We start from the raw sequence: 22,729 nt of genomic DNA, 5'->3' as shown, positions 1-22,729 counted from the left end.
TCAATGCTCGTTCCCTGCTCGGAGCCAGGCGATGTAGTCGGTGACGGCGCGGGCGGTGTCGTATTCGGGCTTGAAGCCGGTGTCCTCGTGGAGCCGGCCGATGTCCAGGTGGCTCCGGCCGGCGGGACCTCCGGTGGGGAGGCCGACCCGGGCGCCTGGGATCACCTGCTCGATGGACGCGATGATCTCGGCGTTGGTCGTCGCGCGGCCGGAGGCCACGTTGTAGGTGCGGTGGTTCAGGTGGTCGGCCAGTTGGAGGAGGGCGATGGCGCGGCCCGTGTCCTTCACGTAGCAGAGGTCGAGGGCGTCCTCCGCGTGAGCGGGCGCGAGCAGGGTGGAGAGGTCCGGTTCCCTTCCCTGGACGGCCGCGTGCACCAGCTCGGGCGCCGCGAAGAACAGGGCGCCGTGGGGGTCGCGCGGGCCCCAGGTGCCGGAGATGCGGTAGTTGACGATCTCGATGCCGGTGGCGTCCGCCAGGTGCCCGTTGAGCAGTTCGCCGATCTTCTTGAAGGTCGGGATCGAGTGGGGGGCGGACATCGGGAGCGGCATGTCCTCCCTGAGCGCGCCCCGGGCGGTGATGCCGGAGTAGACGCCGATCGTGCTCGCGACGCCGACCCGGCGGACGCCCCGGTCCTGGGCGGCCCGCATGACGTTGAGCAGGCCGTTCAGGGCGCCGCGCGCCTGCTCGACGGGGCGGTCGGGGTCCGGCGGCCAGGGGCCGGAGTGCGCGAGGTGCACGATGCCGGTGATCTCGTGGCGGGCGCCGATGCCGAGCAACGCGTCCAGATCGGTGATGTCGCCCTGCTCGACGGTCACCCGCTCGTCGGCGTGCTCCGCCGGACGGCGCTGGAGCAGCACACAGCTCTCACCCAGGTCGAGCAGCGCTTGCACGGTGTGCGAACCGATGAATCCCATGCCTCCGGTGACGAGGATCATTGCGTCTCCATCTTCTGTCGTTCTACTGATTATCAGTACTACTGACGATCAGGCTAGCGATAGAGTCGACGGGTGTCCAGCGGTGAGGGTTCGGTGCCCGAGGTGAGCATGACCCTCGGGTATCTGCTCAAGCACGCGCAGCACCGGATGGTCGAGCTGAACACGGGCGCGCTGGCGCCCTACGGCATCGACGGGCGGGATCTCGGAATCCTGCTCACGCTCGCCGGGCACGAGCCGGGGTCCCAGCAGCAGGCGGCGAAGCGGCTCGGGATCGACCGGACGACGATGGTCGCGATGCTGGACGCGCTGGAGCGCAAGGGGCTCGTGGCGCGCCGTCCGCACGCCGAGGACCGGCGGCGCAACGTGGTCGAGCTGACCGAGGCCGGGCGGGAGACCCTGCGGCTGGCCGTCGAGGCCAGCCGGGCCGCCGAGGACGAACTCCTCGCGCCGCTCACCCCGCGGGCCGCCGGGCTGCTACGGGACGCCCTCCGGACGATCATCCTCCGCCCGGAGGACGGCGGCGACGCCGGGAAGCCGTAGCCCGCTACACCTCAGAACGCCTCCGGGCCAGGGCCTGCCCGGCCGGAAGGTCGGCGACGGGCGACGGCCCCGGGCGCCGCTATCGCCTCCGAAGGCGGATTCGAGCGAAGCGAGTCGCCAGGCGGGTTCGGAGCGATGCAGCGGTCGCTCGCGTGGCCCGTTGAAGGAGGGGGCGCCGGCGGCCGGCGCCGGGGGCTACGCCCGATGAACCGGACATGACATGCAGCGGGGGCCGCCGCGGCCCGTGCCCAGTTCGCTGCCGCTGATGCGGATGACCTCGATGCCGGACGCTTCGAGTTGGGCGTTGGTCTCGATGTTGCGTTCGTAGGCGACGCAGAGGCGGGGGGCGACGGCGAGGGTGTTGTTGCCGTCGTCCCACTGCTCGCGTTCGGCGGTGACGGGGTCGAGGCCGGTGTCGATGACCTTGAGGCGGTCCAGCGACATCGCTTCGGCGGCGGCCTCCAGGAAGGGGTGGGGGCCGGAGACGCGGAGGTCGCCGCCCTCCAGGGTGACCTTGTAGGCGGTCAGGGAGTGGGCGAGCGGCGGGTACATGACGACGGTGTCGACGTCCACCATCGTGCAGACGGTGTCGAGGTGCATCGTGGCACGTTCCTGCGCGATGGGGACGGCCAGGACGGTGTGGGCGAGGCCCGCGCCGATCACCTGGCGGGCGAGCCGCTCGACGCCCGCCGGGGTGGTGCGCTCGCCGGTGCCGACGGCGATCACGCCGGGGCACAGGAGCAGGACGTCGCCGCCTTCGAGGTGTTCGAGGTCGGCGGTGTAGACGGGGTCGACGCCCGCGAAGCGGGGGTGGTGGGCGTAGATGAGGCCGGTCAGGGCGGACTCGCGGCGGCGGGCCTCCATGGCGAGGCTGGTCACGGCGACGCGGTCGCCGATCCAGGTGCTGTTGTCGCGGGTGAACAGCAGGCCGGGGAGGGGGTCGACGATGAAGTCCAGGCGGTCCATGAGGCGGTAGGCCAGGCCGTGGCCCGACTTCAGCTCCTCGTGGGCGAGCCCGGCGATCAGGGTGTGGGCGAGGCGCTCGGGGTCCTGGTCGCGCAGGTAGCCGTCCAGGACGCGGCGGAGCTGGTCGCCGAGGCGCGGGTCGGCGGTGACGTCGGTGATGGCCTGTTCGCGGGCGCCCTCGTATTCGAGGGCGTCCTGGAGGAGCTCGGTGATGTAGAGGACCTCGACGTCGCGGCTCCGGAGGGCCTCGGCGAACGCGTCGTGCTCCTCCTGGGCGCGGCCGACCCAGGGGATGGCGTCGAACAGCAGCTTGTCGCTGTTGCGGGGCGTGAGCCGTTTCAGCTCCGCACCCGGGCGATGGAGGATGACGGTCCGCAGCCGCCCGACCTCGCTGGTGACCCTGTGTTCGTGCGCAGTCGTCTCCGTCACATGTGAAAGTCTAGGTCGCCGGTCCTGTGGCACGATCTCGGGGTGATCGGCAAGCCCGCCGGGCTCCCTCTGCACCTGACGGCCGCGACGTTGCTGCGTGTTTCCGCGGAGGGTGTGGCGACGGCGCTGGTGCTCACCGTCCAGGCCCGCACGGGGGACGCCGCGACCGCCGGTTACCTCCAGGCGGCGATGACGCTGCCGTACGTGCTGAGCGGCCCGGTGATCGGAAACGTGGTCGACCGGGTGGCGCGTCCCCGGCGTGTCGCGGTCGCGATGGCGGTGGGATACGCGGCCGCGACGGCGTTGCTGCTGCTCCTGGCGGGACGCTCGCCGCTGGTGCTGGCGTTGTGCGTCGCGGCGGTGATCGGCTGCACCGAGCCGGTGGTGGTGGCGCTGACCAGCCTGCTGCCGCGTTTCGTGCCCGCCGAGCGGCTCTCCCGCGCGTACGGGCTGGAGGCGTCCAGTTTCAACCTCGCCGCGATCGCGGGCCCCGGGCTCGCGGCGGCGCTCGCCGGGGCGATGGGGGGCCAGTACGCCGGGCTCGCGATCGTGGCGAGCGGGATCCTCGGCGTGCTGGCCCTGCCGCTGCTGCCCTTCCCCGGGGCGTCGGGGGGCGCGCAGAAGGTGTCCGGGGTCGTGATGGGCGGGTTCACCGTCCTGGCCGAGGGACGGGTGCTGCGGGCGCTGACGACCGCGACCACGCTGGCCTGGCTCGGGTTCGGCGGGGTCGCGGTGACGGCGGTGCTGCTCGCCGAGCACCTCGGCGCGGAGCCCAGCGCGGGCGGACGGCTGCTGGTGGCGATGGCGGTCGGGTCGCTCGCGGGGTCGCTGGCCTCCAGCCGGTGGCTGCGGCCCCGGCACGCCGTGCCCGTCATGCTGGCCGGGCTGGTCGCGTTCGGGACGGCGCTGGCGACGCTGGCCGTGGTGCCGTCCGTCCCGTGGGCGATGGCGGCGTTCGCGGTGGCGGGGATGGTCGAGGGCCCGGTGTTCGCGGCGACGCTGATGCTGCGCCAGCGCGAGTCGCCCCCGGACCGCCTCGGCCAGGTCAACACCACCGCGGGCAGCCTCAAGATCGCCGCATCGGCGGTGGGCGCGGGCCTGACCGCCGTCTCGGCGGACGCGGTGGGCGCGGTCGGCCTCGTCCTGGCCATCGCGTCCTTCCAGTTCGTGGGCGCCGGTCTCGGCCTGCTCCTCCTGCGCTTCCCCAGAAGACCCGCGGACGGCTGAACGGGCGGTGGCGGCCGGCGGGGTGCCCGCCGGCCGCCGCGCGTCGTGCTACCCGGCCGCGGGCTCGTGGGCGTTCGCCGTGAGCGCGTGGTGGTGCCGCCACGATCCGAGGTGCTCGAAGATCACCTGGGCGAAGCCGGACGCGGTCCTCTCGTCCGTCCAGGTGCGCTGGAGTTCGGATCCGACGGCCAGCCAGTTCACCGGGACCACCCCGGCCTGGACCAGCCGCAGCACGGCGGTGTCGTGGGTCTCCCTGGTGGTGGCGGCCGAGGCGTCCACCACCGCGTACACCTCGTGGCCGCGGTCGAGCGCGGTCAGGGCGGTCAGGGCCAGGCAGACGTCGGTCTGGACGCCCGCCATGATCAGCCGCCTGCGCCCGGTCGCCTCGATCGCGGCGGCGAAGTCCTCGTCCAGGAACGCGTCGAACCCCTCGCGGCGGCGGACGACCGGGTGGTCGCCCAGGACCTCGGCGAGCTCCGGGAACAGCGGGCCGGACGGCGCCTCGTCGAGGCCGTTGGTGACGACCAGCGGCATGTCGAAGACCTTGGCGATCTTCGCCAGCGCGACCGTGCCGCTGACGACCTCCTCGACCGTGTGGGACCCGATCAGGTTGGAGAACCCGATCGCGTGGTCGACGAGGACGATCGCGCTGTTGTCCGGGGAGAGCGGTGTGCGAGCCATTGCCTTACCTCTTCTGACGTCGGAACTGACGGGTGCGGGCGGATCCGACCCCGTGCCGGCCGAAGCCGGCGATGAGTAAAACTGTCTGCGCAGGCAAATATTTCGTCCCGGCCGCCCCGGAGCCTGTGACGCCGCTCACGTCGATTTGGAACGAAGTATTCCGTTCTGATAGTTTGAACGCGTCCTCACCAGCGGTTACCGAAGGAGCCACCCCCATGTATCTCGTCATCGGCGCCACCGCCCACTTCGGCCGCCAGACCGTCGAGGCCCTGCACGCGGAGGGCCACGGGGTCCGCGCGCTCACCCGCACCCCCGAGAAGGCCGCGCTGCCCGAGGGTGTCGAGGTCGTCCAGGCCGACCTGACCGTCCCCCGGACGCTCCCCGCCGCGCTCGACGGCGTGACGGCCGCCTTCCTCGTCCTGCAATACGGCATGGACGCGACCGCCCTGGTCGAGGCGGCCGCCGAGGCCGGTGTGCGGCGGATCGTGTTCCTGTCCTCGGGCGCCGTCGTCGACGGCGCGGACGAGCAGCCCGACGTCATCGCCGCCTACCACGCGGGCGTCGAGCGGCTCATCGCCGAGTCCGGCATGGAGCACACGTTCCTGCGGCTGCTGTTCCCCGCCATCAACTCGCTCACCTTCGGCATGCAGTTGCAGGGCGGCGACGTCGTCCGGGCCCCCTACACCCGGGCCTCCTTCAGCGCGATCCACGAGCGCGACGTCGCGGACGTCGCCGTCCGCGCCCTGGTCGACGAGGGCCACGCGGGGGAGGTCTACGACCTGACCGGGCCCGAGGCGCTCACGCAGGCCGACCAGGTCGCGATCCTCGCCGAGACGCTCGGGCGCCCGCTCGTCGCGGAGGACCTCGACCCCGAGGCGACCAGGAAGCAGATGGCCCGGTTCATGGACGGCGCGTTCCTCGACGCCCTCTTCGCCATGATGGCCAAGGCCGTCGACCGGCCCGCGGAGGTCAACGACGTCGTGCGGCGCATCGCCGGGCACCCGGGCCGCACCTACCGGCAGTGGACCCTCGACCACGCGCCCGACTTCTCCTGAACCCCGCCCCCCGGCCCCCGCGCCGGGGGCTGGGGTTTGACCTGGTGGTTGTAGCGGTCGGCGCTGGTTTTCCTTCCCCGGCTCCGCCGGGATACAGGGATGCCTGTGTGGCCAGCATCTGCTTATGTCGCTGGAAGTGATCATATTGCTACATGTAGTGATTATTGGTACGGAATCGGGGTGCGACGTCGGGGGACCATGACGGGCGCGCCGGGGACCACACGAGAGGCCATGGCCATCAAAGACGAAACTGTGGCACGCGAGTCGGACGCCGGAGCCGGACCAGGGTTCGTCATCGAGCCCTTCACCCCGAACTGCGGTGCGGTCTACGAGAGCAGGGCGCATGTCGTCATGGGCGTCAGCCCGAACAACAGCTACTTCAACGTGGCGCGGCTGACCGGGCTGCTGGGCTGGCTGAGCGCCACCTTCGCCCGCGTGGACGTGGTGGTGCCCGACAGCGCGCTGGTGCACACGTACCTGGCGCTCGGGTACGTGCCCGAGCGCGCGGCCAAGAAGGCGCGCGGGGAGACGGCCGTGCTGCGCAACCGGGTGCTGCGCGCGTGGAAGGCGGCCGGCGGCCCGGGGCCGGGCCACGCGGTGCACCTGATGTCGACGCTGGCCGCGAGCCCCGTCTACCAGCGGTTACTGGAGCGGGTGCGGCGGGTCCTCGCCACCGACGACCGGCTGCACACGGCGTGCCTGAAGATGAGCCGCCAGGTGCTGGCCGGCAGGCTCGGGCACGCCGAGCCGACCCCCGAGCAGCAGGAGCTGGCGACCGACTACCTGGCGGCCGAACTGCCGTTCTTCCTGGACGCGGCGGCGATCTTCGACGTGCCGTCCTCGCTGTGCTTCTACCACCGTCCGGTGCTGCTGGCGGATCTGATCTTCTCCGGTCGCACGCCGCTGCGCCCCAGCCCCCGGCAGGGCTACGCGCTGATCTACCCCACCTCGCCACCGGGCGCCGCCGGTTCCGGCAGGGCCGCGATCACGAACGGAGAAGCGCGATGAAGAGCGAGCTGGACGCCGCCGGCCTGCACGACCCCCGGCTCCGGGCGGCCTACGCGGGCTGCGCGCGGTTCCTGCGGAGCCGCAACTCGGCGGCCTATCCGGCGGCGCGGGCGCTGCTGCCGCCCGGCCACCGCCCCTACTGGGACGCCATCCTGGCCTTCACCACCTACGTCGACGACGTGCTCGACGACCCCGACGTCGCGGTCGCGGAGCGCACCGTCCGGTACGAGCGCTACATCGCCCAGTTCCACCTGCTGCGCACGGGCGAGGACCCCTGGCCGGGCGAGGACGGGCGGCCCGCCCACCTGGCCCGTGCGTTCGCGCACTTCAGCGCGGCCTGGCGGATCCCGGACGACAGCGTGCGGCTGTTCCTGGACACCATCAGCACCGATCTGCACGTCACCCAGTACGAGACGTTCGCCGAGCTGGCCGGCTACGTCCACGGGGTGTGCGCGCAGGGGTCGCAGTGGGGCGGTCTGCTGTTCCACCCGCGCGACGAGGAGGCCGCCGCGGCGGCGGCGGAGGCGATGAGCTTCGGCCTGCAACTGACCGACTACCTGCGTGATCTGCGCGAGGACCTGCACGACGGCCGCCTCTACATCCCGGTGGAGGACCTGGACCGGTTCGGGCTGACCCGCGAAGGGCTGGAGCGGACGGTGCGGACGGGCCGGACGACCCCGGCGCTGCGGGACCTGGTCGAGTTCCAGGTGCGGCGCGCGCGCGAGTACCTGGACAGGGCCGCCGGCTGGTGGCGCCTGGTGCACCCCTCGATGCGCGAGCTGCCCCGGCAGTACGTGGCGCTGGCGCGCGCGTCGACCGAGCAGATCGTCCGCGACGGCTACGACGTCCTGCGCCCCTCCCGGCACCGCCGCGCCGCCGCCGCGTTCCACGCCGCCGTGGTCCTGAAGGCGGCGGGGGTCCGGGGGCGGGCGACCCGGCTGCTCCACCCGGCGCCGCCGCCCGTCCGCGCGCCGGAACCGGGGGCGCCCGCGCGCCCCCGGAAGGCGAGCGAGCGGAGCGGGGAGTTCTGATGCGCCTGACCGTGGTGCTGCCCGGCAACGCCGCGCCGTTCCAGGGCATGGTCCACGCGGAGTGCGCCCGCTGGACCCGGCCCGACACCGAGCTGGAGGTCGTCGTCAGCGGCGGCCCCGAGTCGGTGGCGTCCCGGGCCGAGATGGCGCGGGCGGCGCCCGCGCTGCTGGACCAGGTCGAGGCCGCCGGCGCGCGCGGCACCGACGCCGTCTTCATCGCCTGCGCCGGCGACCCGGCCGTCGAGGCCGCGCGCGAGGTCGTCGACGTTCCGGTGGCCGGCGGGTTCGAGCCGGCGCTGCTCACGGCGCTGTCGCTGGGGCAGCGGGTCGGCGTGCTGAGCGTGCTGCCCGGCGTGATCCCCATCTTCCGGGAGCTGGTGCGCGGCCACGGCCTCCAGGACCGCTGCACCTCGATCCGCGTCATCGACGCGGCGGTGCTGCACCCCGACGACCAGACCGCCATGGTCGATCTGCTGGACGAGCAGGCCCGCGCGATGGCCGGCGGCGACGAGGCCGACGTGATCGTCCTCGGCTGCGTGGGGTTCATCCGGATCGCGCGCATGCTCCAGGACCGGCTCGCGGCACGCGGCGCCTACCTGCCGGTGATCGACCCGACCGGCGCGGCGCTGCTGTGGCTGGAGAACTGCGTGCGGCTGGGCGTGCGGCCCAGCCGCACCACCTACGCGCCCCCGCCGGAGATGGCATGGAAGGCGTGAGGGGAGCGGGGGCGTTCCGGCGGGGGCGCTCAGCTGGACGGGCCGCCGACGAGGACCGACCAGCCGCCGTCCACCCGCAGGGTCGTGCCGGTGGCCGCGTGCAGGGCCGGGTCGGCGGCCATCGCCACCGCCTCGGCGACGTCCTCGGGTTCGAGCACCCGGCCGAGCACCGACTCCCGGGCGAGGACGGCGCCGCGCTCGCCGTCCAGGATCTCGGCCGTCGCCGGTGTGCGGACCGCGCCGGGGGCCACGACGAGCACGCTGACGCCGTCGCGCGCGGTCTCGGCGGCGACGTGGCGGGCGAAGGTGGCCAGCGCGGACTTCGCCGTGCCGTGCGCGAGCCGTCCCCCGCCGACGTAGTCGGCGGCGGTGCTGCCGATGTAGACGATCCGGCCCGCGCCCTGCGCCCGCATCGGCGCGAGGACGCGCTTGGTGATGTGGAAGGCGCCGGCCAGCTCGCCGGTGACCTTGGCCGCGAACGCCGTCCACGACAGGTCGGCCAGGGCGGCGAACGGGGGCGGAGCGGTGTTGGCGTTGACGACGACCGTGTCGATCCGCCCGCGCGCGGCGAGGATCCCGGTCACCAGCCCGTCGACGGCGGACGGGTCGGTGACGTCGGCCCCGGCGCTCGACGCGCTGCCGCCGGCGGCCTCGATGCCGCGCACGACCTCGGCCGCGTCGGCGGCGCTGGAGCGGTAGTTGACGATCACGTGGTGCCCGCGCGTCCCGAGCCGCCGTGCGATGGACGCGCCCAGGCCGCGGGCGGCACCGGTGACGAGTGTGGTCGATGGCACGCTTCCTCCTCGGTCGTGAGCAGGTCACTAACCTAAGGAGAGCGCAGAAGCGGGGGAAGGCGCTCACCACGCGGTGTGGTCCTCACCCGGGGGTGAGCGCGCAGACCGGAGGCCCGGGAGAGGTGCGATGGGTGACGAGTTCCACAAGGACTGCCCGGCGCGCGAGGTGCTGGGCCACCTCGCCGGCCGCTGGACGATCCTGGTCCTCACGGCGCTGCTCGCCCAACCGCGTCGCTACCACGAGCTGCGCGCGGTGGTCGAGGGCATCAGCGACAAGAGCCTCGCGGCCACCCTGCGCGCACTCCAGCAGGACGGCCTGGTGCACCGCGAGGTCGGCGCGGGGCAGCCGCCACCGGTGACGTACTCGGTGACCCCGCTCGGCCGCGGCGCGGCGGCGGCGCTGGACCCGCTGCTGCGATGGATCCGCGCCAACGCGAAAGAGATCACGGCGCACCGCCGAATATGACCGGGCCGGTTTTGCGGGGGGCGCGGCCGCCGGGGGGATCGGCCCCCGTCGGCCGCCCCGCCGGTCGTCATGCCTCGCCGAGTTCCTTGATGATCCAGGTGCAGAGGTCCTCGGTCACATCGGTGTGGCGCTCGTCGATATCGGCGAACTTGAAGTCGTCGAACTCGCTGGCGAGGTTGGCGAGTTCGCCGTAGAGGTTCTCGTTGTCCCACGGCTTGTCGGTCTTCGCCGCCATCGCGCTGATGGAGGGGACGAAGGAGGTCCACGGATAAACGGCCTCCGCCGAGATGCCCAGGTTGATGTCATTGACGGCCTGGGCGAGCTGCCGGAAGAAGTCCAGGAGGCCGCCGGGCGCGCCGTCGGCCATCGGCAGGTCGTCGGTCCTCTGCTCCTCGCCGAACACGTTGGCGACGAGCCTTCCCGCGCCGGATTCCTGCGTGTAGAGCGTGATGAGGTCCGGCGGGGAGGTGATCAGCGCCTTCTCGCCCGGCGGCACGCCGTTGGGCATGCCGTCGCCGGTCCCGTTCGCCACGCCGATCTTCCGCGGGCCCTTGGGCCACGAGCCGACCTCGGTGAGCTTGGCGAGGAACTCCCGGCGCAGCGGATCGACGCGCGGGACCTCGCCGAACGCGGCGATGTGGTACTCCAGCAACTGCCGTGCGGCCGGGCTGTCGACCAGCTTGGAGAAGCCGTCGGCGCCCTCGAACTTCTCGGCCACCCAGTGCGCGAACGCCTGCACCGCGACCGGGAGCCACGCGCCGTGGTGCGGGCTGTCGTAGCTGACGTAGGTGCCGGTCTGGTGGTCGTCCTCGGCGTGCTCCATCGCGGCGAGCGCGTACCGGGTGATGATCCCGCCCATGCTGAATCCGCCGACGGCGAGTTTCGCCTCTCCTCGCCGCTCGGCGATCGCCTTCTTGACGCAGGCCGTGGCCGCCCTGGCGTTGTCGAGAATCGACGCGGCGCAGTCCTGGTAACCGAGGATGATCAGGTCATAGCCCTCCCGCCGCAGTTCGGAGAGGAACGGATAACCCGCGAACTCCAGATTGTGGATCGCGTCGTTCAGAACGGTCGGGCCGCCGTGGAAGCCGTCCGACAGGATGACGGGCCTGGCCAGGTGCTGCCTGCCCTCGGCGTGGAAGACCCAGGCCGTTCCGCCCTCGTCCGCGAACCGCCATTCCTGGTCCGGCGGCGGCGGGGACGACACCTCCTCGTCGATCCGGGTCTTGAACGGGTCGAGCTTTGCGACGGCGTTCCACGCGGACATTGACCCTCCGGTTCGTTGCGTAACGTGTCTTCAAGCTAACAGTAAGTAGTCGCCCGGATGAGCCTGTCCCTCCTGGCCTCCCAGGTCCCACTTCAGTCACTTCGAAGGTGATGGCGATCAGGGCCGCCCGGCGGCGACCTCGGGGATCGCCGCCCGGAAAAACCTGTCGACAGCCGAACGGGCGGCTCGTAATGTGCGCGGCATGTACTTCGCGGCCGGCACCCTGACGCTCGCGGGCCTCTGCCCGCTGAGCGCGGTGCCGGCTGCCTTCCCGGCAGCCGCGGCGAACGCGGCCGTCGCAGGCGGCGCGCGAAGCTGACCCCTCTCCGTCCCACCTCCGGAGAACCAGCGGAGGGGGGTGGCCTGGACATGTGCGAGCCCTTCAGGGGCCCGCGCGGTTCTCACTTCCACGCAACACAGGGTGAGGACGAGGATCATGGCCAAGCAGGCTTACGAGCGCGCCAAGCCGCATCTGAACATCGGCACGATGGGGCACGTCGACCACGGCAAGACCACGCTGACCGCGGCGATCACGAAGGTGCTCGCCGGACGCGGGCTCGCCGCCGCCGTCCCGTTCGAGGGAATCGACCGGGCGCCGGAGGAGCGCGACCGCGGCATCACGATCAACGTCGCGCACGTCGAGTACGCGACCGCGACCAGGCACTACGCCCACATCGACATGCCCGGGCACGCCGACTTCGTGAAGAACATGATCACCGGGGCGGCCCAGGTGGACGGGGCGATCCTGGTCGTGTCCGCGCAGGACGGGGCCATGCCGCAGACGCGGGAGCACGTCGTGCTCGCGCAGCAGGTCGGTGTCCGGCACGTGGTCGTGGCGCTGAACAAGTCCGACATGGTCGAGGACGCCGAGCTGCTCGACCTCGTCGAGCTGGAGGTGCGCGAGCTGCTGTCGGAGTACGGCTTCCCAGGCGAGGAGGTACCGGTCGTGCGGGTGTCGGGGCTGCGGGCGCTGGAGGGCGACCCGTACTGGACGTCCCGGATCATCGACCTGCTCGACGCGGTCGACGCCTACGTGCCGGTGCCCGAGCGGGTGCTGGACCTGCCGTTCCTCATGCCGGTGGAGAACGTGCTCACGATCACCGGGCGCGGGACGGTCGTCACCGGCGTCGTCGCGCGGGGCGCGGTCCGGCTCGGCGACGCCGTCGAGGTCGTCGGCCTCGGCGACTCCTTCACGTCGGTGGCGACGGGTCTGGAGACGTTCGGCCGGTCGATGGACCACGCGGAGGCGGGCGACAACACCGCGATGCTGCTGCGCGGCGTCCGGCGCGACCAGGTCCGGCGGGGCCAGGTCGTCAGCGTGCCGGGCGCGATCAGCCCGCACACCCGGTTCCGCGCGCGGGTCCGGGTGCTGACGGCGGCGGAGGGCGGGCGGAGCAGGCCGTTCTTCCACGGCTACCGCCCGCAGTTCCACTTCCGCACGACCGACGTCGTCGGCGGCGTGGACCTCGGCGGCGAGGGCGGCATGGCGATGCCCGGCGACTCGGTCGAGATGGACGTGGAGCTGGGCAAGCCGGTCGCGATGACCGAGGGCCTCGGCTTCGCCGTCCGTGAGGGCGGGCGCACGGTCGGCGCCGGGACGGTCACCGCCCTCCTGGATTAGGGTCCGGTTCTCCCGGTCCGGGACGCGAGCCTCCGGGCGCGCGGCTCGGACCGGGAAATCTCACGCTCCGGGGGCGGCGAATCGCTGGCGGATGCGATCTTGATGTGGTGGGATTTCGACATCATCCCCGATGAAACCCCCATTTCTGGAGAACGTGTGCGATCCCCCCGCGCCCTGATTCCCCTCCTCTCGGTCTGCGGAGCCGCCGCCGTGGTCGCCGCCGCGGGTGCCGGCGCCGCCATCGACGGCCTGCCGGGCGGCGGGCCCGCGCACGCCGACGGGGCGCGCGAGACCCCCGCGGTGACGATCAGCGCGATGACCTGGAACGTGTGCGGGGTGCCGCGTCCCGGCTGCCCGCTCGGCGGGCGGCCGGAGGAGCTGACGCGGCGGATCACCACCCGGATGAACGCCACCGAGGTCGGCGGCCGGACGGTCAAGACGAACGCCGTGTTCCTCCAGGACGTCTGCTCCGGGCAGGTCAAGACCCTCAAGCGGACCGGGCGGTTCGCCAAGTGGACCTGGGCGTTCGCGCCGTTCGCCGGGGGGCCCGCCTGCGCGGGCGGCCAGGGGCGGCCCGGTGTCGCGGTGGGCGTCGAGGCGCAGATGGGCGGCGTCCGCGCGTCCCGGCTGCCCTCGCCCTCCTATGCCGGACGGTCGGCGGTCTGCGGCGACGTCCCGTCCTGGAACACCCGGGTCTGCGGCACGCAGTTCAGCACGAAGGCAGAGGACCCGGACGGCGCGTGGCGGCGGAAGCAGGCGCACGCGCTGGTGTCGGTCGCCGGTTCGGGTGCCCGCGTCGTCGTCGGGGGCGACCTCACCGACGGCCCCGAGGATCCGGTGCTCGACCCGCTGTACCGCGCCTACGCCGAGTGCGACCAGAGCGCGGCGGCCCGTACCGGGGCGAAGACCGTCCAGGACTGGCGGGGGCAGGCCCTGCGCAAGGCCGACTACCTGTTCATCACCAAGGACACGGGCACCTCCTCCAGCGTGCCCGACGCGGCCGTCACCTCCTCGGACCACCGCCCGCTGTCCGCGGTGATCCGCTTCCGGCAGCCCTAGGGGTTCCGCCGCACAGCAGGGCGGCGATCGGCGCCAGTGGATAGAGCAGCAGGAACAGGTTGGGCAGCCACCAGGAGAGGCTGACGTCGGCGCGGATCGTCCAGTAGGAAATCGCCTGGAGGCCCGACACCGACGTCAGCGTGAGCGAGACGACCGTCAGCGGGCGCCAGGCCGGGACGCCCCGGCGGGCCAGTGCCAGCGCGGTCAGGCCGGTGGCGCTCACCAGGAGGTCGAGGGGCAGGAACGACCAGTTCCAGGCCACGACGAGGTCGTTCTCGTAGTCCTTGAACAGCGACTCCGCTGGGAGCACGTGCAGGGCCGTGATCACCCAGTAGAGGACGAAGCCGACGTCCGTGCCGAGCATCAGCGTCTTCAGGACGCGTCCGGGCCCCGTGGCGGCCTGGCCCCGCGTCCGGCCCGCCGCCGGGCTCTTCGGGGCGGCCGGTTTTCCCATAACCATGGTTACGTAACCTGCATGATGTAACCTCCGGTGTCAATGCCGAAGGTCGTCGATCACGAGGGGCGCCGCCGCGCCATCACCGCCGCGGCCTGCCAGGTCATCGCCGCGTCCGGACCGGCCGGGGCCACGATGCGCGACATCGCGGCCGCCGCCGGGTGCACCACCGGCATGGTCACGCACTACTTCCGGGGCAAGGACGAGGTGCTGCTGGCGGCCCTGAACTCGGTGAGCCGGGCCGTGGCCGACCGCGTCGCCGCGCTGGCCGCCGACCCGTCGACCGGTATCGAGACGCTGCTGTGCGAGTGCCTGCCCATGGACGACCGCCGCCGCCTCGAATGGCGGGTGTGGATCGCGTTCTGGGGGTCCGCCGCCCACGATCCGGCGCTGGCGCGGGAACAGCGGGACCGCTACCGGACGTGGCGGGAGGCGCTCCAACTCGTCCTGGCGACGCCCGGCCGTCCGTCCGGGCCGCCGCTGGAGGAGGCCGCCGAGACCCTGATGACGGCGGTGGACGGCATCGGCATCCAGGCCGTGTTCGATCCCCGCCGCTGGCCGCCCGAACGGCAGGCGCGCCAGATGCGCCGGCAGGTGGCGCACGTCCTGGCCGACCTGGACGCGGCTCCCGATCCGGGCGTCGTGCCCTAGCGGACGGGCCGGTCCTCGTCCCGCCAGTAGGGGTCGCGCAGCTCGCGCTTGAGGATCTTGCCGGTGGGGTTGCGGGGGATCGAGTCGCGGCGCTCGACCGACGTCGGGCACTTGAAGTGGGCCAGGCGCGCGCGGCAGTGCTCGATGAGCTCCTCGTCGGTGGCGTCCGCCGCCAGCACGACGACCGCCTTCGGGGTCTCGCCCCAGCGCTCGTCCGGGACGCCGATCACCGCGCAGTCGCCGACCGCCGGATGGTCCATCAGCACGTTCTCGATCTGGGCGGGGTAGACGTTCTCGCCGCCCGAGATGATCATGTCCTTGACGCGGTCGTGGATGTAGAGGTAGCCGTCCTCGTCGAGGTATCCGGCGTCGCCCGTGCGGAGCCAGCCGCCGGGCAGCAGCGTGGCCGCGGTCGCCTCGGGCAGCCGCCAGTAGCCCTTCATGTTCTGCGGCGTCCGGCACAGGATCTCGCCGACCGCGCCCGCGGGCAGGTCGGCCAGCGTCGAGGGATCGACGATCCGCAGGTCGCAGCCCTGGTTGGGCAGCCCGGCGCTGCGCAGCCGGCGCAGCCCGGGACCGCTCAGGTCGTGGTCGGCGGCGGGCAGCATCGTGATCGCGCCGGTGGTCTCGGTCAGCCCGTAGACCTGGATGAACCCGGTGTGGGGCAGCATCGCCATGGCGCCGCGCAGGACGTCCTCGCTGATCGGCGACGCCCCGTACAGCATGATCCGCAGGCTGGACATGTCCGCCTCCGCGACCGCCGGGATCATCGGCATGAACTGGAGCAGGGCCGGGACGAGGAAGAGGTGCGTCACGCGGTGGCGCTCGACCGCCCGGGCGATGGCGGTGGGGTCGGGGTCGCGGTTCAGGACCCCGGTGATGCCCTCGTAGATCACGCAGATGCTGAGGGCGTGGCCGGCGACGTGGTACATCGGCATCGCGATCGCCATCACCGACGCGTCGTCGATGTCCCACGCGCCGTGGGTCAGCGGGAGCACGGAGAGGAAGTTGTCGTGGGTCAGCATCACGCCCTTGGGCAGGCCCGTGGTGCCGGAGGAGTAGAGCTGGACGAACACGTCCGAGGTGGCGGTCCCGGGTAAGACCGCCGCGGGCGCCTCGTCCAGCCAGGTGGAGTAGTCGCGGTAGGCGCCGGGCGGGCCGCCGATGACGATGAGGTGGGTCGTGTGCTCAAGCCGGCTCGCCACCGCGTCCAGGACGGGGACGAACTCGGGGCCGACGATGAACACCTTCGCCCGCGCGTTGTTGACGATGTAGGCGACCTCGTCCGGCTCCAGCCGGTAGTTCACCGGTACCTGGACGGCCCCGATCCGCGCCGCGCCGAAACACTGCTCGGCGTACTCCAGGGAGTTCTTGTCGAGGATCGCGACACGGTCGCCGTGGCCGACACCGGACGCGGCCAGCGCCGCCGCGGCCCGGTCGGCCCGCCGGTCGAAGTCACCGTAGGTGCTCTGTAGGTCGCCCGCGATGTACGCGATGCGATCGGGGTGCAGCTCCGCCCGTTCGCGGAGCACGTCGGTCAGGCCCGCCACGCTGGTCCCTTCGCCGATGACCGCCTGCTTGTCCCGGCATCATGAGGGCAACGGCGGGCCCCGACAAGGGGGCGGGCCGCTCTACAACCGGCTCTTCGACTTGGAGACGAGCGTCACCGCGAGGACGACGAGCACGGCCACGAAGCCGATGAAGAAGAACAGCTTCAGCATGGAGATGATGGCGCCGACCACGCTCATCGCGACCCAGATCGCGAGTACGACGCCGATGATCGTCAGGATTGTCTTACCCATGGGTCACACGCTATTCGTTCGAACGTGAATCGGCATCACACTATGGGACCAGCCGAAAGGTGCTAGACCCCGCCGTACGGCGGACCACCACCCTGAGGCGTCCCGGGGGCGCCACCCTGAGGCGGGAACTGTCCCATGGGCGGCTGGTAGGGCTGTCCAGGCGGTCCGTAGGCCGGAGGGTGGCCTGGCACGGGAGGCCGGACCGGCGGGGGCGGCTGGAACTGCGGGTGCGGGTATCCGGGCTGGGCGCCGAACGCGGGCGCGGGCCCGCGCGGCGCCGTGCCGCCCGCGACCATCACGACGCGCAGCCCGGCGATCGCCCCGGCCGCGAGCACGGCCAGCAGGTCCCAGCCCTCGAAGTGCGGCCTGAGGATGAAGTTCAGCTCATGCCCGCTCGGCATCCCGTAGCCCTGGGTGACCGAGTAGACGATCACGCCGATCCGCTGCCCCACGTACAGGGCGACGTAGCCGGAGACCGCCGCGGCGACCGGGGTGACCGGGTCGCGGGGGCGGGCGAGCAGCGTCCCGAGCGCCGTGAAGACGCCCACGAGCAGGCACTCGAACGCGTAGTAGCCGGTCGAGATCCGCACGTCCCGCAGCGTCGGCGACTCGTAGAGGCGGACATAGGTCATGACGAGGGCGATCCCGGTGGCGACCGCTCCGCCGACCAGGACGAGGGCGACTGCTCCGACTATGGGGGTCGCTTTGCGAGATGGCGGCATTCGCTCATTAAAGCGACGAACGTCGGCGGTGGCGACGGGATGGCAGGGTCCCGCCACCGATTTCCTTACGGAGTGGTGACGCGATCGGTGGAAACGGTGGGCGGCGCCGTAGCGTGAAAGGGTGATCTCTCTGCCGTGGTGGGCCCGATGACCCACGCCGGGCGTGTCCTCGTGGTCGACGACGACCCGACGGTCGCCGAGGTCGTCGCGCGCTACCTGGCCCGCGACGGCCACGACGTCGAGTGCGTCGCGGACGGGAACACGGCGCTGCGCACGGCCCGCGACCGCCCGCCCGACCTCGTCGTCCTCGACCTCATGCTCCCCGGCATGGACGGCCTGGAGGTGTGCCGGAGGCTGCGCGAGACCTCGGCCGTCCCGATCGTGATGCTCACCGCGCTCGGCACCGAGACCGACCGCCTCGTCGGGCTGGAGACCGGCGCGGACGACTATGTGACCAAGCCGTTCAGCCCGCGCGAGCTGGCGCTGCGCGTCCGGTCGGTGCTGCGGCGGGCGCGGGGGGCGGTCACCGCGACCGGATCCGGCGGGCCGCTGCGGGACGGCGACCTGGTCGTCGACGTGGCCGCGCACGAGGCGATGCTGCGCGGCGGGCGGCTCGCGCTCACCGCCCGCGAGTTCGATCTACTGGCGTTCCTGCTGCGCAACCCGCGCCAGGCGTTCACCCGCGAGGAGCTGCTCGAACGCGTCTGGGACTGGACGTTCGGCGACTCCTCCACGGTCACCGTCCACGTCCGGCGGCTGCGCGAGAAGATCGAGGACGACCCGACCGCGCCGCACCGGATCGTCACGGTCTGGGGCGTCGGCTACCGCTACGAGCCCACATGATCCCGTTCGAGGACCTGCTGTGGGTCGTCTTCTACGCGGCACTGGCCGCGCTGGTCGTCGCGGCCGTCGCGCTCGGGCTGCTGTACGGGCTGCGCGGCCGCTCGGTGGCCACCCAGCTCGTCGTCGTGGGCGCGGCGACCGTGCTCGCGACGATCTCGGGGATCCTCGTGATCTCGTTCATGATGCTGCTCAACGAGCACGACCGGTCGGTCGTCCTCGCGGTGGTGACGTCGGCGGGGCTGGTCGCGATGGCGGTGTCGGTGCTGCTCGGACGGCGGCTGGTGGCCGCGAACCGGGTGCTGGTGGAGGCCGTCCGCGCGGACCGGTTCACCCCGCCGCCGGACGCGCACCTGCCCGCCGAGCTGGCCGAACTCTCCCGCGAACTCGGCGCCGCCTACGACCGCCTGGCCGCCGCGCACGAGCGCGAGCAGGCCCTGGAGGCGAGCCGCCGCGAGCTGGTCGCCTGGGTGAGCCACGACCTGCGCACCCCGCTGGCCGGGCTGCGCGCGATGGCCGAGGCGCTGGAGGACGGCGTGGTCGCCGACCAGGGCACCGTCCAGCGCTACCACGAGCGGATCCGCGTGGAGGTCGAGCGCCTCACCGAGATGGTGGACGACCTGTTCGAGCTGTCCCGCATCCACGCGGGCGCGCTGCGGCTGTCGCGGCGGCGGGTGGGCCTCGGCGACCTCGTCGCGGAGGCGGTCGCGGGGGCTGAGCCGCTGGCGCGGGCCAAGGGCGTCCGGCTGCGGGGGGACGTTCGCGAGGGGCTGCCCGTCCAGGTGGACACGGGCGAGCTCGGCCGCGCGCTGCGCAACCTCGTCGTGAACGCGATCAGGCACACCCCGAGCGACGGCGCCGTCGAGATCGTCGGGGACGTCCAGGACGGCGAGGCGCGGCTGACGGTCGCCGACGCCTGCGGCGGCATCCCCGAGGCCGACCTGCCGCGCGTGTTCGACGTCGCGTTCCGGGGCGAGGCGGCCCGCACGCCCGGCGGCGGCGCCGGGCTCGGCCTCGCCATCGCCCGGGGCATCGTCGAGGCCCACGCGGGCAGGATCGGCGTGGCGAACGTGGGGCCGGGATGCCGGTTCGAGGTGCGCCTGCCCCTGCACGTATGACCGTGGCCGGGTGCCGGGTGGGCTAGGTGTCGAGCGCGTTGTCTATCGCGCGGAACGTTGGGCAGGGCCAGCGCCACATGCATGCGCGGCACCGCTGGATGGGGTTGTCGGGGTCGCTGGTGATGCCGCCCGACTCCTGGGGGCGGTGGAGTTCGAGGAGGCGGACGCCCAGATCGGCGAACGCGATGAGCTCGTCCCGCGCACCGGCGAGGAACGCGAGGTCCTCGCGGGCGAGCCGCGCCCGGACGGGGACGAACCCGTCCCGGTTCACCAGCCGGGTCAGGTAGCGCGTGGAGGCCCGCCAGGAGGTGGACTTCTCCGAGCGCGCGCGGATCGCCTCCAGGCGCTCGCGGAGGCGGGCCTGTCTGGGGTCGGTCGTCCGGTCGGCCTTCATGTGCGGCGCACCCCCTCAATGCCGCTGTCGCACGCGCCCAGCCTTCCCTACCGGAGCGTTCCGCGAGGGGGAACCACGCAGATCGGAGGGCAGGTCGTGAACGAGACATGGCCGACCGCGAGCCGGAGGCGCCCCGACGGGCGCCCGAGGAACGCCGGACGGGACGTCTCGCGCGGCCGCAACCGCGACATCACCGAACGTAATACACAAAGCGTACGGCGCCGTCCTGGGGCGGCACGCCCCGGACACGCCCGCGCCACACGGGAGTTGGTGAACTGTCTGGCCCGCGCGGCTTCGGCGAGATAGTGTGCCGAACGTGGAGTTGAACGTCTCGACCGTGTCTCAGGGTGGTCACGCCGTCGTCACGGCGACGGGCGAGCTCGACCTGTACACCGCGCCCAGGTTGCAGGCGGCCCTCGCGGGCCTGCTGCGCGACCAGGTCAACCGCATCGTGGTCGACCTGAGCGGTGTCGAGTTCTGTGACTCGACCGGCATGAACGTGCTGCTTGCGGCCATGAAGCGCCTCAAGGAGCAGAGCGGCTCGCTCGAACTCGCGGCGCCGCGTCCGGCCGTCAAGCGGATCCTCCAGGTCACCGGGCTCGACACCGTCTTCACCGTGGTCGACGCCGCGCCGGCGCTGGACGCCGGCTGACCCGCCGACAACCGACCGGCGGCCCGCGGGGTGTCCCCGCGGGCCGTCGCGCTTCGTGCGCCACCGCCGCGGCGGCAAAGTTATCCACAGGTCGCCGTCCGTAGGGCGGTGGACGTCCGGGCGCACTACGATCACGGCATGCAGGACGTAGCGGTGATCATCCCGGCCAAGGACGAAGCCGACCGCGTGGCGGCCACCGTCAGGGCCGCGCGGGAACTGCCGGGCGCCGACCTGGTCGTGGTGGTCGACGACGGCTCCTCCGACGGCACCGCGGGCGCGGCGCGGCAGGCCGGCGCGCGGGTGGTCCGGCACGGCCGCAACCGCGGCAAGGGCGCGGCGATGGAGAGCGGCGCCGAGGCCGTCCGGCTGCTGGACGAGGGCCGCGAACTGCCCCGCCACCTGCTGTTCCTGGACGCCGACCTCGCCGACACCGCGGCCGAGGCGGCCCCGCTGGTCGAGCCGGTGCGCTCCGGCGACGCCGACATGACGATCGCCGCGTTCTCCTCGACGGTGAAGCTCGGCGGGCACGGGTTCGTCGTCCGGCTGTCCCGCGAGGGCATCAGGCGCGCGACCGGCTGGGAGGCCACCCAGCCCCTCAACGGCCAGCGCTGCCTGACCCGCGCCGCCTTCGACGCCGCGCTGCCGCTCGCCCCCGGCTTCGGCGTGGAGACCGCCCTCACCATCGACCTGCTCCGCAAGGGCTTCCGGGTGACCGAGGTGGAGGTGCCGCTCGCGCACCGCGCCACCGGCACCGACTGGCGCGCCCAGGTGCACCGCGCCCGCCAGTTCCGCGACGTGGCCCGCGCCCTCACCGTCCGCGAGCCCGCCATTGCGACCCAGTTGGCCCGCCTCCGAAATCACCGCCGATGACCCACCCCGCCCCCCGAGGCGCTGACACGGCGACCGCCGCCTCCAAGCCGCTCGCCCCCCAGGCGGCAGGTGCCCGTCGTGGGATGGACGCCGCCCGTAGGCCCCGGCACGCGCGCGGCCGCGTGGCTGAGCGGTGGGGCGCGACCGAATGGTGGGGCGACGCCGGGGGCGGGCCTCGCCGGGAAGATCGCGAAGCGATTCCGCGCCCGCCGAAGGCGCGCTCACGTCCCGAGCCGCCAGGCGAGGGACGTGGGCCGGGACTCCGCGAGCGCAGCGGGGGAGGCGGGGCGGCGCGTGCGGGTGGTTGAGAGGGTCGTCGAGGGTGTCACCGGTCAGCGTGCGGGTGGTGGGCGGGGTTCGCGGTTGGGCCGGGTGGGGCTCTGCGGCATCGGCGTGGCGCTGGCCTGCTTCTTCGTCGTGGGCTTGTTGGGGCCGTCCGCGTTCGAGCCGAGGCTGGCCGGGGCGGGCGGGGAGCCTCCCTATTCTCTGAGCGTTCATCCGTCGCCCTACCTCGTCGTCGGGCTCGTCGCGGCCGGCCTCGCCGCCGGCACGGCGGGGCTCGCGGCCTGTTTCGCCGCGGTGCGGCGCGGCTGGCGGATCAGGGCGTTTCCGCTGGTGGTCGCCGGGTTGCTGGCGGCGGTCGCGGTCACGATGCTGCCGCCCACCGGGTCCGCCGACCACCTGAACTACGCCTCCTACGGACGGATGGCGGCCACCGGCCACGACCCCTACACCACCAGCGCCGTCGACCTGCCCCGCGACCCGGTGGCGGGCGCGCCCGAGGAGTGGCGGTCCACGCCGTCGGTGTACGGGCCGATCACCACGGGATCCCAGGCGTTCGCGTCGTGGGTCGGCGGCGGGTCGGTGCGGCTGACGGTGTTCGTGCTGTCGGTCATCAACACGCTCGCTTTCGCGCTGACCGCCCTGATCCTCTACCGGACCTCGCGCGGGGAGGAGCGGCGGCTGCGCACGGCGCTGCTGTGGACGTGCAACCCGCTCCTGCTGTTCCACCTGGTGGCGGGCGCGCACAACGACGTCCTCGCGATCGCGCCGATGGTCGCGGCGCTCGCCGTGTGCACCGGCCGGAGGCCGGGGCTCGGCCGGGCGCTCGCGGCGGGCGCGCTGGTCGGCGCCGGTGCGGCGATCAAGCTGCCGGCCGCGCTGGTCGGCGGCGGCCCGGTCTGGACGCTCCTCCGCGACGCCTGGACGACGCGGAGCCGCCGGGCGGTCGCGAGCCTCGCCGTCCTGCTCGGCGGCGCGGTGGCCGTCGCGGCGGTCGCCTACGCGCTCGCCGGGCCGCACGCGTTCGACCAGGTCGGCAAGGCGAGCGACCGGGTCTCGCTCGCCACCCCCTGGCACCTCGTGGACGTCGCGTTCGGCCGGGGCGCCATCAAGGCCGGGTCGGTGGTGCTCGGCGTGCTCCTGTTCGTTCT

24 protein-coding genes and 1 pseudogene are annotated in these 22,729 nt (G+C 73.0%); 15 read left to right on the top strand and 10 right to left on the bottom strand.

Annotation, left to right across the window (positions count from 1 at the left end; translation table 11 throughout):
• A complete protein-coding gene (locus tag GNZ18_RS31750) occupies nucleotides 1–936 on the bottom strand; it encodes an NAD-dependent epimerase/dehydratase family protein (protein ID WP_156220323.1) in 936 nt (311 codons plus the stop codon).
• Nucleotides 937–1,008: 72 nt separating this feature from the next.
• On the opposite strand from GNZ18_RS31750, the gene GNZ18_RS31745 reads away from it, so the two are divergent.
• The gene (locus tag GNZ18_RS31745) at nucleotides 1,009–1,476 is read left to right on the top strand and encodes a MarR family winged helix-turn-helix transcriptional regulator (RefSeq protein WP_216651501.1); all 468 of its coding nucleotides are present in this window, start codon (nucleotides 1,009–1,011) and stop codon (nucleotides 1,474–1,476) included.
• 195 nt (nucleotides 1,477–1,671) lie between these two features.
• Here GNZ18_RS31745 and GNZ18_RS31740 read toward each other — a convergent pair whose 3' ends face one another.
• Complete coding sequence (locus tag GNZ18_RS31740; protein ID WP_214615802.1) at nucleotides 1,672–2,871, bottom strand: arginine deiminase; 1,200 nt, start codon at nucleotides 2,869–2,871, stop codon at nucleotides 1,672–1,674.
• A gap of 42 nt (nucleotides 2,872–2,913) precedes the next feature.
• Between GNZ18_RS31740 and GNZ18_RS31735 the strand changes: the two genes are divergently transcribed.
• The gene (locus GNZ18_RS31735; RefSeq protein ID WP_173390945.1) at nucleotides 2,914–4,098 is read left to right on the top strand and encodes an MFS transporter; all 1,185 of its coding nucleotides are present in this window, start codon (nucleotides 2,914–2,916) and stop codon (nucleotides 4,096–4,098) included.
• Nucleotides 4,099–4,146: 48 nt separating this feature from the next.
• Here GNZ18_RS31735 and GNZ18_RS31730 read toward each other — a convergent pair whose 3' ends face one another.
• Nucleotides 4,147–4,779: an isochorismatase family protein gene (locus tag GNZ18_RS31730; RefSeq protein WP_156220322.1), complete on the bottom strand. Its 633-nt coding sequence runs from the start codon at nucleotides 4,777–4,779 to the stop codon at nucleotides 4,147–4,149.
• A gap of 215 nt (nucleotides 4,780–4,994) precedes the next feature.
• Between GNZ18_RS31730 and GNZ18_RS31725 the strand changes: the two genes are divergently transcribed.
• The 4 genes from GNZ18_RS31725 (at nucleotide 4,995) to GNZ18_RS31710 (ending at nucleotide 8,589) form a co-directional block, all read left to right on the top strand.
• Nucleotides 4,995–5,834 (top strand): NmrA family NAD(P)-binding protein, encoded by an 840-nt coding sequence (locus tag GNZ18_RS31725; protein ID WP_156220321.1) that lies wholly within the window; start codon nucleotides 4,995–4,997, stop codon nucleotides 5,832–5,834.
• A 231-nt stretch (nucleotides 5,835–6,065) separates the two neighbouring features.
• Entirely contained in the window at nucleotides 6,066–6,842 is a 777-nt protein-coding gene (locus tag GNZ18_RS31720; protein WP_156220320.1) for a tRNA-dependent cyclodipeptide synthase, read from the top strand.
• Nucleotides 6,839–7,873 (top strand): squalene/phytoene synthase family protein, encoded by a 1,035-nt coding sequence (locus tag GNZ18_RS31715; RefSeq protein ID WP_156220319.1) that lies wholly within the window; start codon nucleotides 6,839–6,841, stop codon nucleotides 7,871–7,873. Before GNZ18_RS31720 ends, GNZ18_RS31715 begins: the two co-directional genes overlap by 4 nt.
• On the top strand, nucleotides 7,873–8,589 hold the full coding sequence (locus GNZ18_RS31710) for an aspartate/glutamate racemase family protein (RefSeq protein WP_156220318.1): 717 nt from the start codon (nucleotides 7,873–7,875) through the stop codon (nucleotides 8,587–8,589). The genes GNZ18_RS31715 and GNZ18_RS31710 overlap by 1 nt, the downstream gene beginning before the upstream one ends.
• A gap of 29 nt (nucleotides 8,590–8,618) precedes the next feature.
• Here GNZ18_RS31710 and GNZ18_RS31705 read toward each other — a convergent pair whose 3' ends face one another.
• Nucleotides 8,619–9,383, bottom strand: a complete 765-nt coding sequence (locus GNZ18_RS31705) for an SDR family oxidoreductase (protein WP_214615809.1) — start codon at nucleotides 9,381–9,383, stop codon at nucleotides 8,619–8,621.
• A 127-nt stretch (nucleotides 9,384–9,510) separates the two neighbouring features.
• Here GNZ18_RS31705 and GNZ18_RS31700 point away from each other — a divergent pair, with 127 nt between their 5' ends.
• Nucleotides 9,511–9,849, top strand: coding sequence for a winged helix-turn-helix transcriptional regulator (locus tag GNZ18_RS31700; RefSeq protein ID WP_156220317.1), 339 nt, complete (start codon nucleotides 9,511–9,513; stop codon nucleotides 9,847–9,849).
• Between the two features lie 67 nt (nucleotides 9,850–9,916).
• On the opposite strand, the gene GNZ18_RS31695 is transcribed toward GNZ18_RS31700, so the two are convergent.
• Nucleotides 9,917–11,113: an esterase/lipase family protein gene (locus tag GNZ18_RS31695; protein ID WP_156220316.1), complete on the bottom strand. Its 1,197-nt coding sequence runs from the start codon at nucleotides 11,111–11,113 to the stop codon at nucleotides 9,917–9,919.
• 436 nt (nucleotides 11,114–11,549) lie between these two features.
• On the opposite strand from GNZ18_RS31695, the gene tuf reads away from it, so the two are divergent.
• Both tuf and GNZ18_RS31685 read left to right on the top strand, forming a co-directional pair.
• Nucleotides 11,550–12,734: an elongation factor Tu gene (tuf, locus tag GNZ18_RS31690; protein WP_156220315.1), complete on the top strand. Its 1,185-nt coding sequence runs from the start codon at nucleotides 11,550–11,552 to the stop codon at nucleotides 12,732–12,734.
• A gap of 156 nt (nucleotides 12,735–12,890) precedes the next feature.
• Nucleotides 12,891–13,793 carry an endonuclease/exonuclease/phosphatase family protein gene (locus GNZ18_RS31685; RefSeq protein WP_312874863.1) on the top strand — a complete coding sequence of 301 codons (903 nt, stop codon included), beginning with the start codon at nucleotides 12,891–12,893 and terminating at the stop codon, nucleotides 13,791–13,793.
• Here GNZ18_RS31685 and GNZ18_RS31680 read toward each other — a convergent pair.
• On the bottom strand, nucleotides 13,738–14,247 hold the full coding sequence (locus tag GNZ18_RS31680) for a DUF5360 family protein (RefSeq protein ID WP_216651500.1): 510 nt from the start codon (nucleotides 14,245–14,247) through the stop codon (nucleotides 13,738–13,740). The genes GNZ18_RS31685 and GNZ18_RS31680 overlap by 56 nt on opposite strands.
• A 42-nt stretch (nucleotides 14,248–14,289) precedes the next feature.
• Between GNZ18_RS31680 and GNZ18_RS31675 the strand changes: the two genes are divergently transcribed.
• On the top strand, nucleotides 14,290–14,898 hold the full coding sequence (locus tag GNZ18_RS31675; RefSeq protein ID WP_156220314.1) for a TetR/AcrR family transcriptional regulator: 609 nt from the start codon (nucleotides 14,290–14,292) through the stop codon (nucleotides 14,896–14,898).
• Here the strand turns inward: GNZ18_RS31675 and GNZ18_RS31670 are convergent.
• The 3 genes from GNZ18_RS31670 to GNZ18_RS31665 all read right to left on the bottom strand — a co-directional run bounded on the left by GNZ18_RS31670 (nucleotide 14,895) and on the right by GNZ18_RS31665 (nucleotide 17,422).
• Entirely contained in the window at nucleotides 14,895–16,448 is a 1,554-nt protein-coding gene (locus GNZ18_RS31670; protein WP_312874862.1) for a long-chain-fatty-acid--CoA ligase, read from the bottom strand. The genes GNZ18_RS31675 and GNZ18_RS31670 overlap by 4 nt on opposite strands.
• Nucleotides 16,449–16,529: 81 nt before the next feature.
• Entirely contained in the window at nucleotides 16,530–16,700 is a 171-nt protein-coding gene (locus GNZ18_RS40965) for a hypothetical protein (protein WP_173390944.1), read from the bottom strand.
• 62 nt (nucleotides 16,701–16,762) lie between these two features.
• Entirely contained in the window at nucleotides 16,763–17,422 is a 660-nt protein-coding gene (locus GNZ18_RS31665) for a hypothetical protein (protein WP_156220313.1), read from the bottom strand.
• A 147-nt stretch (nucleotides 17,423–17,569) separates the two neighbouring features.
• On the opposite strand from GNZ18_RS31665, the gene GNZ18_RS31660 reads away from it, so the two are divergent.
• Complete coding sequence (locus GNZ18_RS31660) at nucleotides 17,570–18,265, top strand: response regulator (protein WP_156220312.1); 696 nt, start codon at nucleotides 17,570–17,572, stop codon at nucleotides 18,263–18,265.
• Nucleotides 18,262–19,380 carry a sensor histidine kinase gene (locus tag GNZ18_RS31655; RefSeq protein ID WP_156220311.1) on the top strand — a complete coding sequence of 373 codons (1,119 nt, stop codon included), beginning with the start codon at nucleotides 18,262–18,264 and terminating at the stop codon, nucleotides 19,378–19,380. The genes GNZ18_RS31660 and GNZ18_RS31655 overlap by 4 nt, the downstream gene beginning before the upstream one ends.
• A gap of 22 nt (nucleotides 19,381–19,402) precedes the next feature.
• On the opposite strand, the gene GNZ18_RS31650 is transcribed toward GNZ18_RS31655, so the two are convergent.
• On the bottom strand, nucleotides 19,403–19,774 hold the full coding sequence (locus GNZ18_RS31650; protein WP_156220310.1) for a hypothetical protein: 372 nt from the start codon (nucleotides 19,772–19,774) through the stop codon (nucleotides 19,403–19,405).
• Between the two features lie 316 nt (nucleotides 19,775–20,090).
• Here GNZ18_RS31650 and GNZ18_RS31645 point away from each other — a divergent pair, with 316 nt between their 5' ends.
• The 3 genes and pseudogenes from GNZ18_RS31645 to mptB all read left to right on the top strand — a co-directional run.
• Entirely contained in the window at nucleotides 20,091–20,426 is a 336-nt protein-coding gene (locus GNZ18_RS31645) for an STAS domain-containing protein (protein ID WP_214615818.1), read from the top strand.
• A gap of 138 nt (nucleotides 20,427–20,564) precedes the next feature.
• Complete coding sequence (locus tag GNZ18_RS31640) at nucleotides 20,565–21,296, top strand: glycosyltransferase family 2 protein (RefSeq protein WP_156220309.1); 732 nt, start codon at nucleotides 20,565–20,567, stop codon at nucleotides 21,294–21,296.
• A gap of 69 nt (nucleotides 21,297–21,365) precedes the next feature.
• Nucleotides 21,366–22,475: pseudogene (gene mptB, locus GNZ18_RS44245) on the top strand (polyprenol phosphomannose-dependent alpha 1,6 mannosyltransferase MptB); the annotation flags it as partial.
• Nucleotides 22,476–22,729: the final 254 nt, after the last annotated feature.

This window comes from Actinomadura litoris (assembly GCF_009733595.1).
Taxonomy (GTDB): Bacteria; Actinomycetota; Actinomycetes; order Streptosporangiales; family Streptosporangiaceae; genus Spirillospora; species Spirillospora litoris.
The sequence above is the reverse complement of the archived record's forward strand: the minus strand, read 5'-3'. Positions and strand labels throughout refer to the sequence as shown.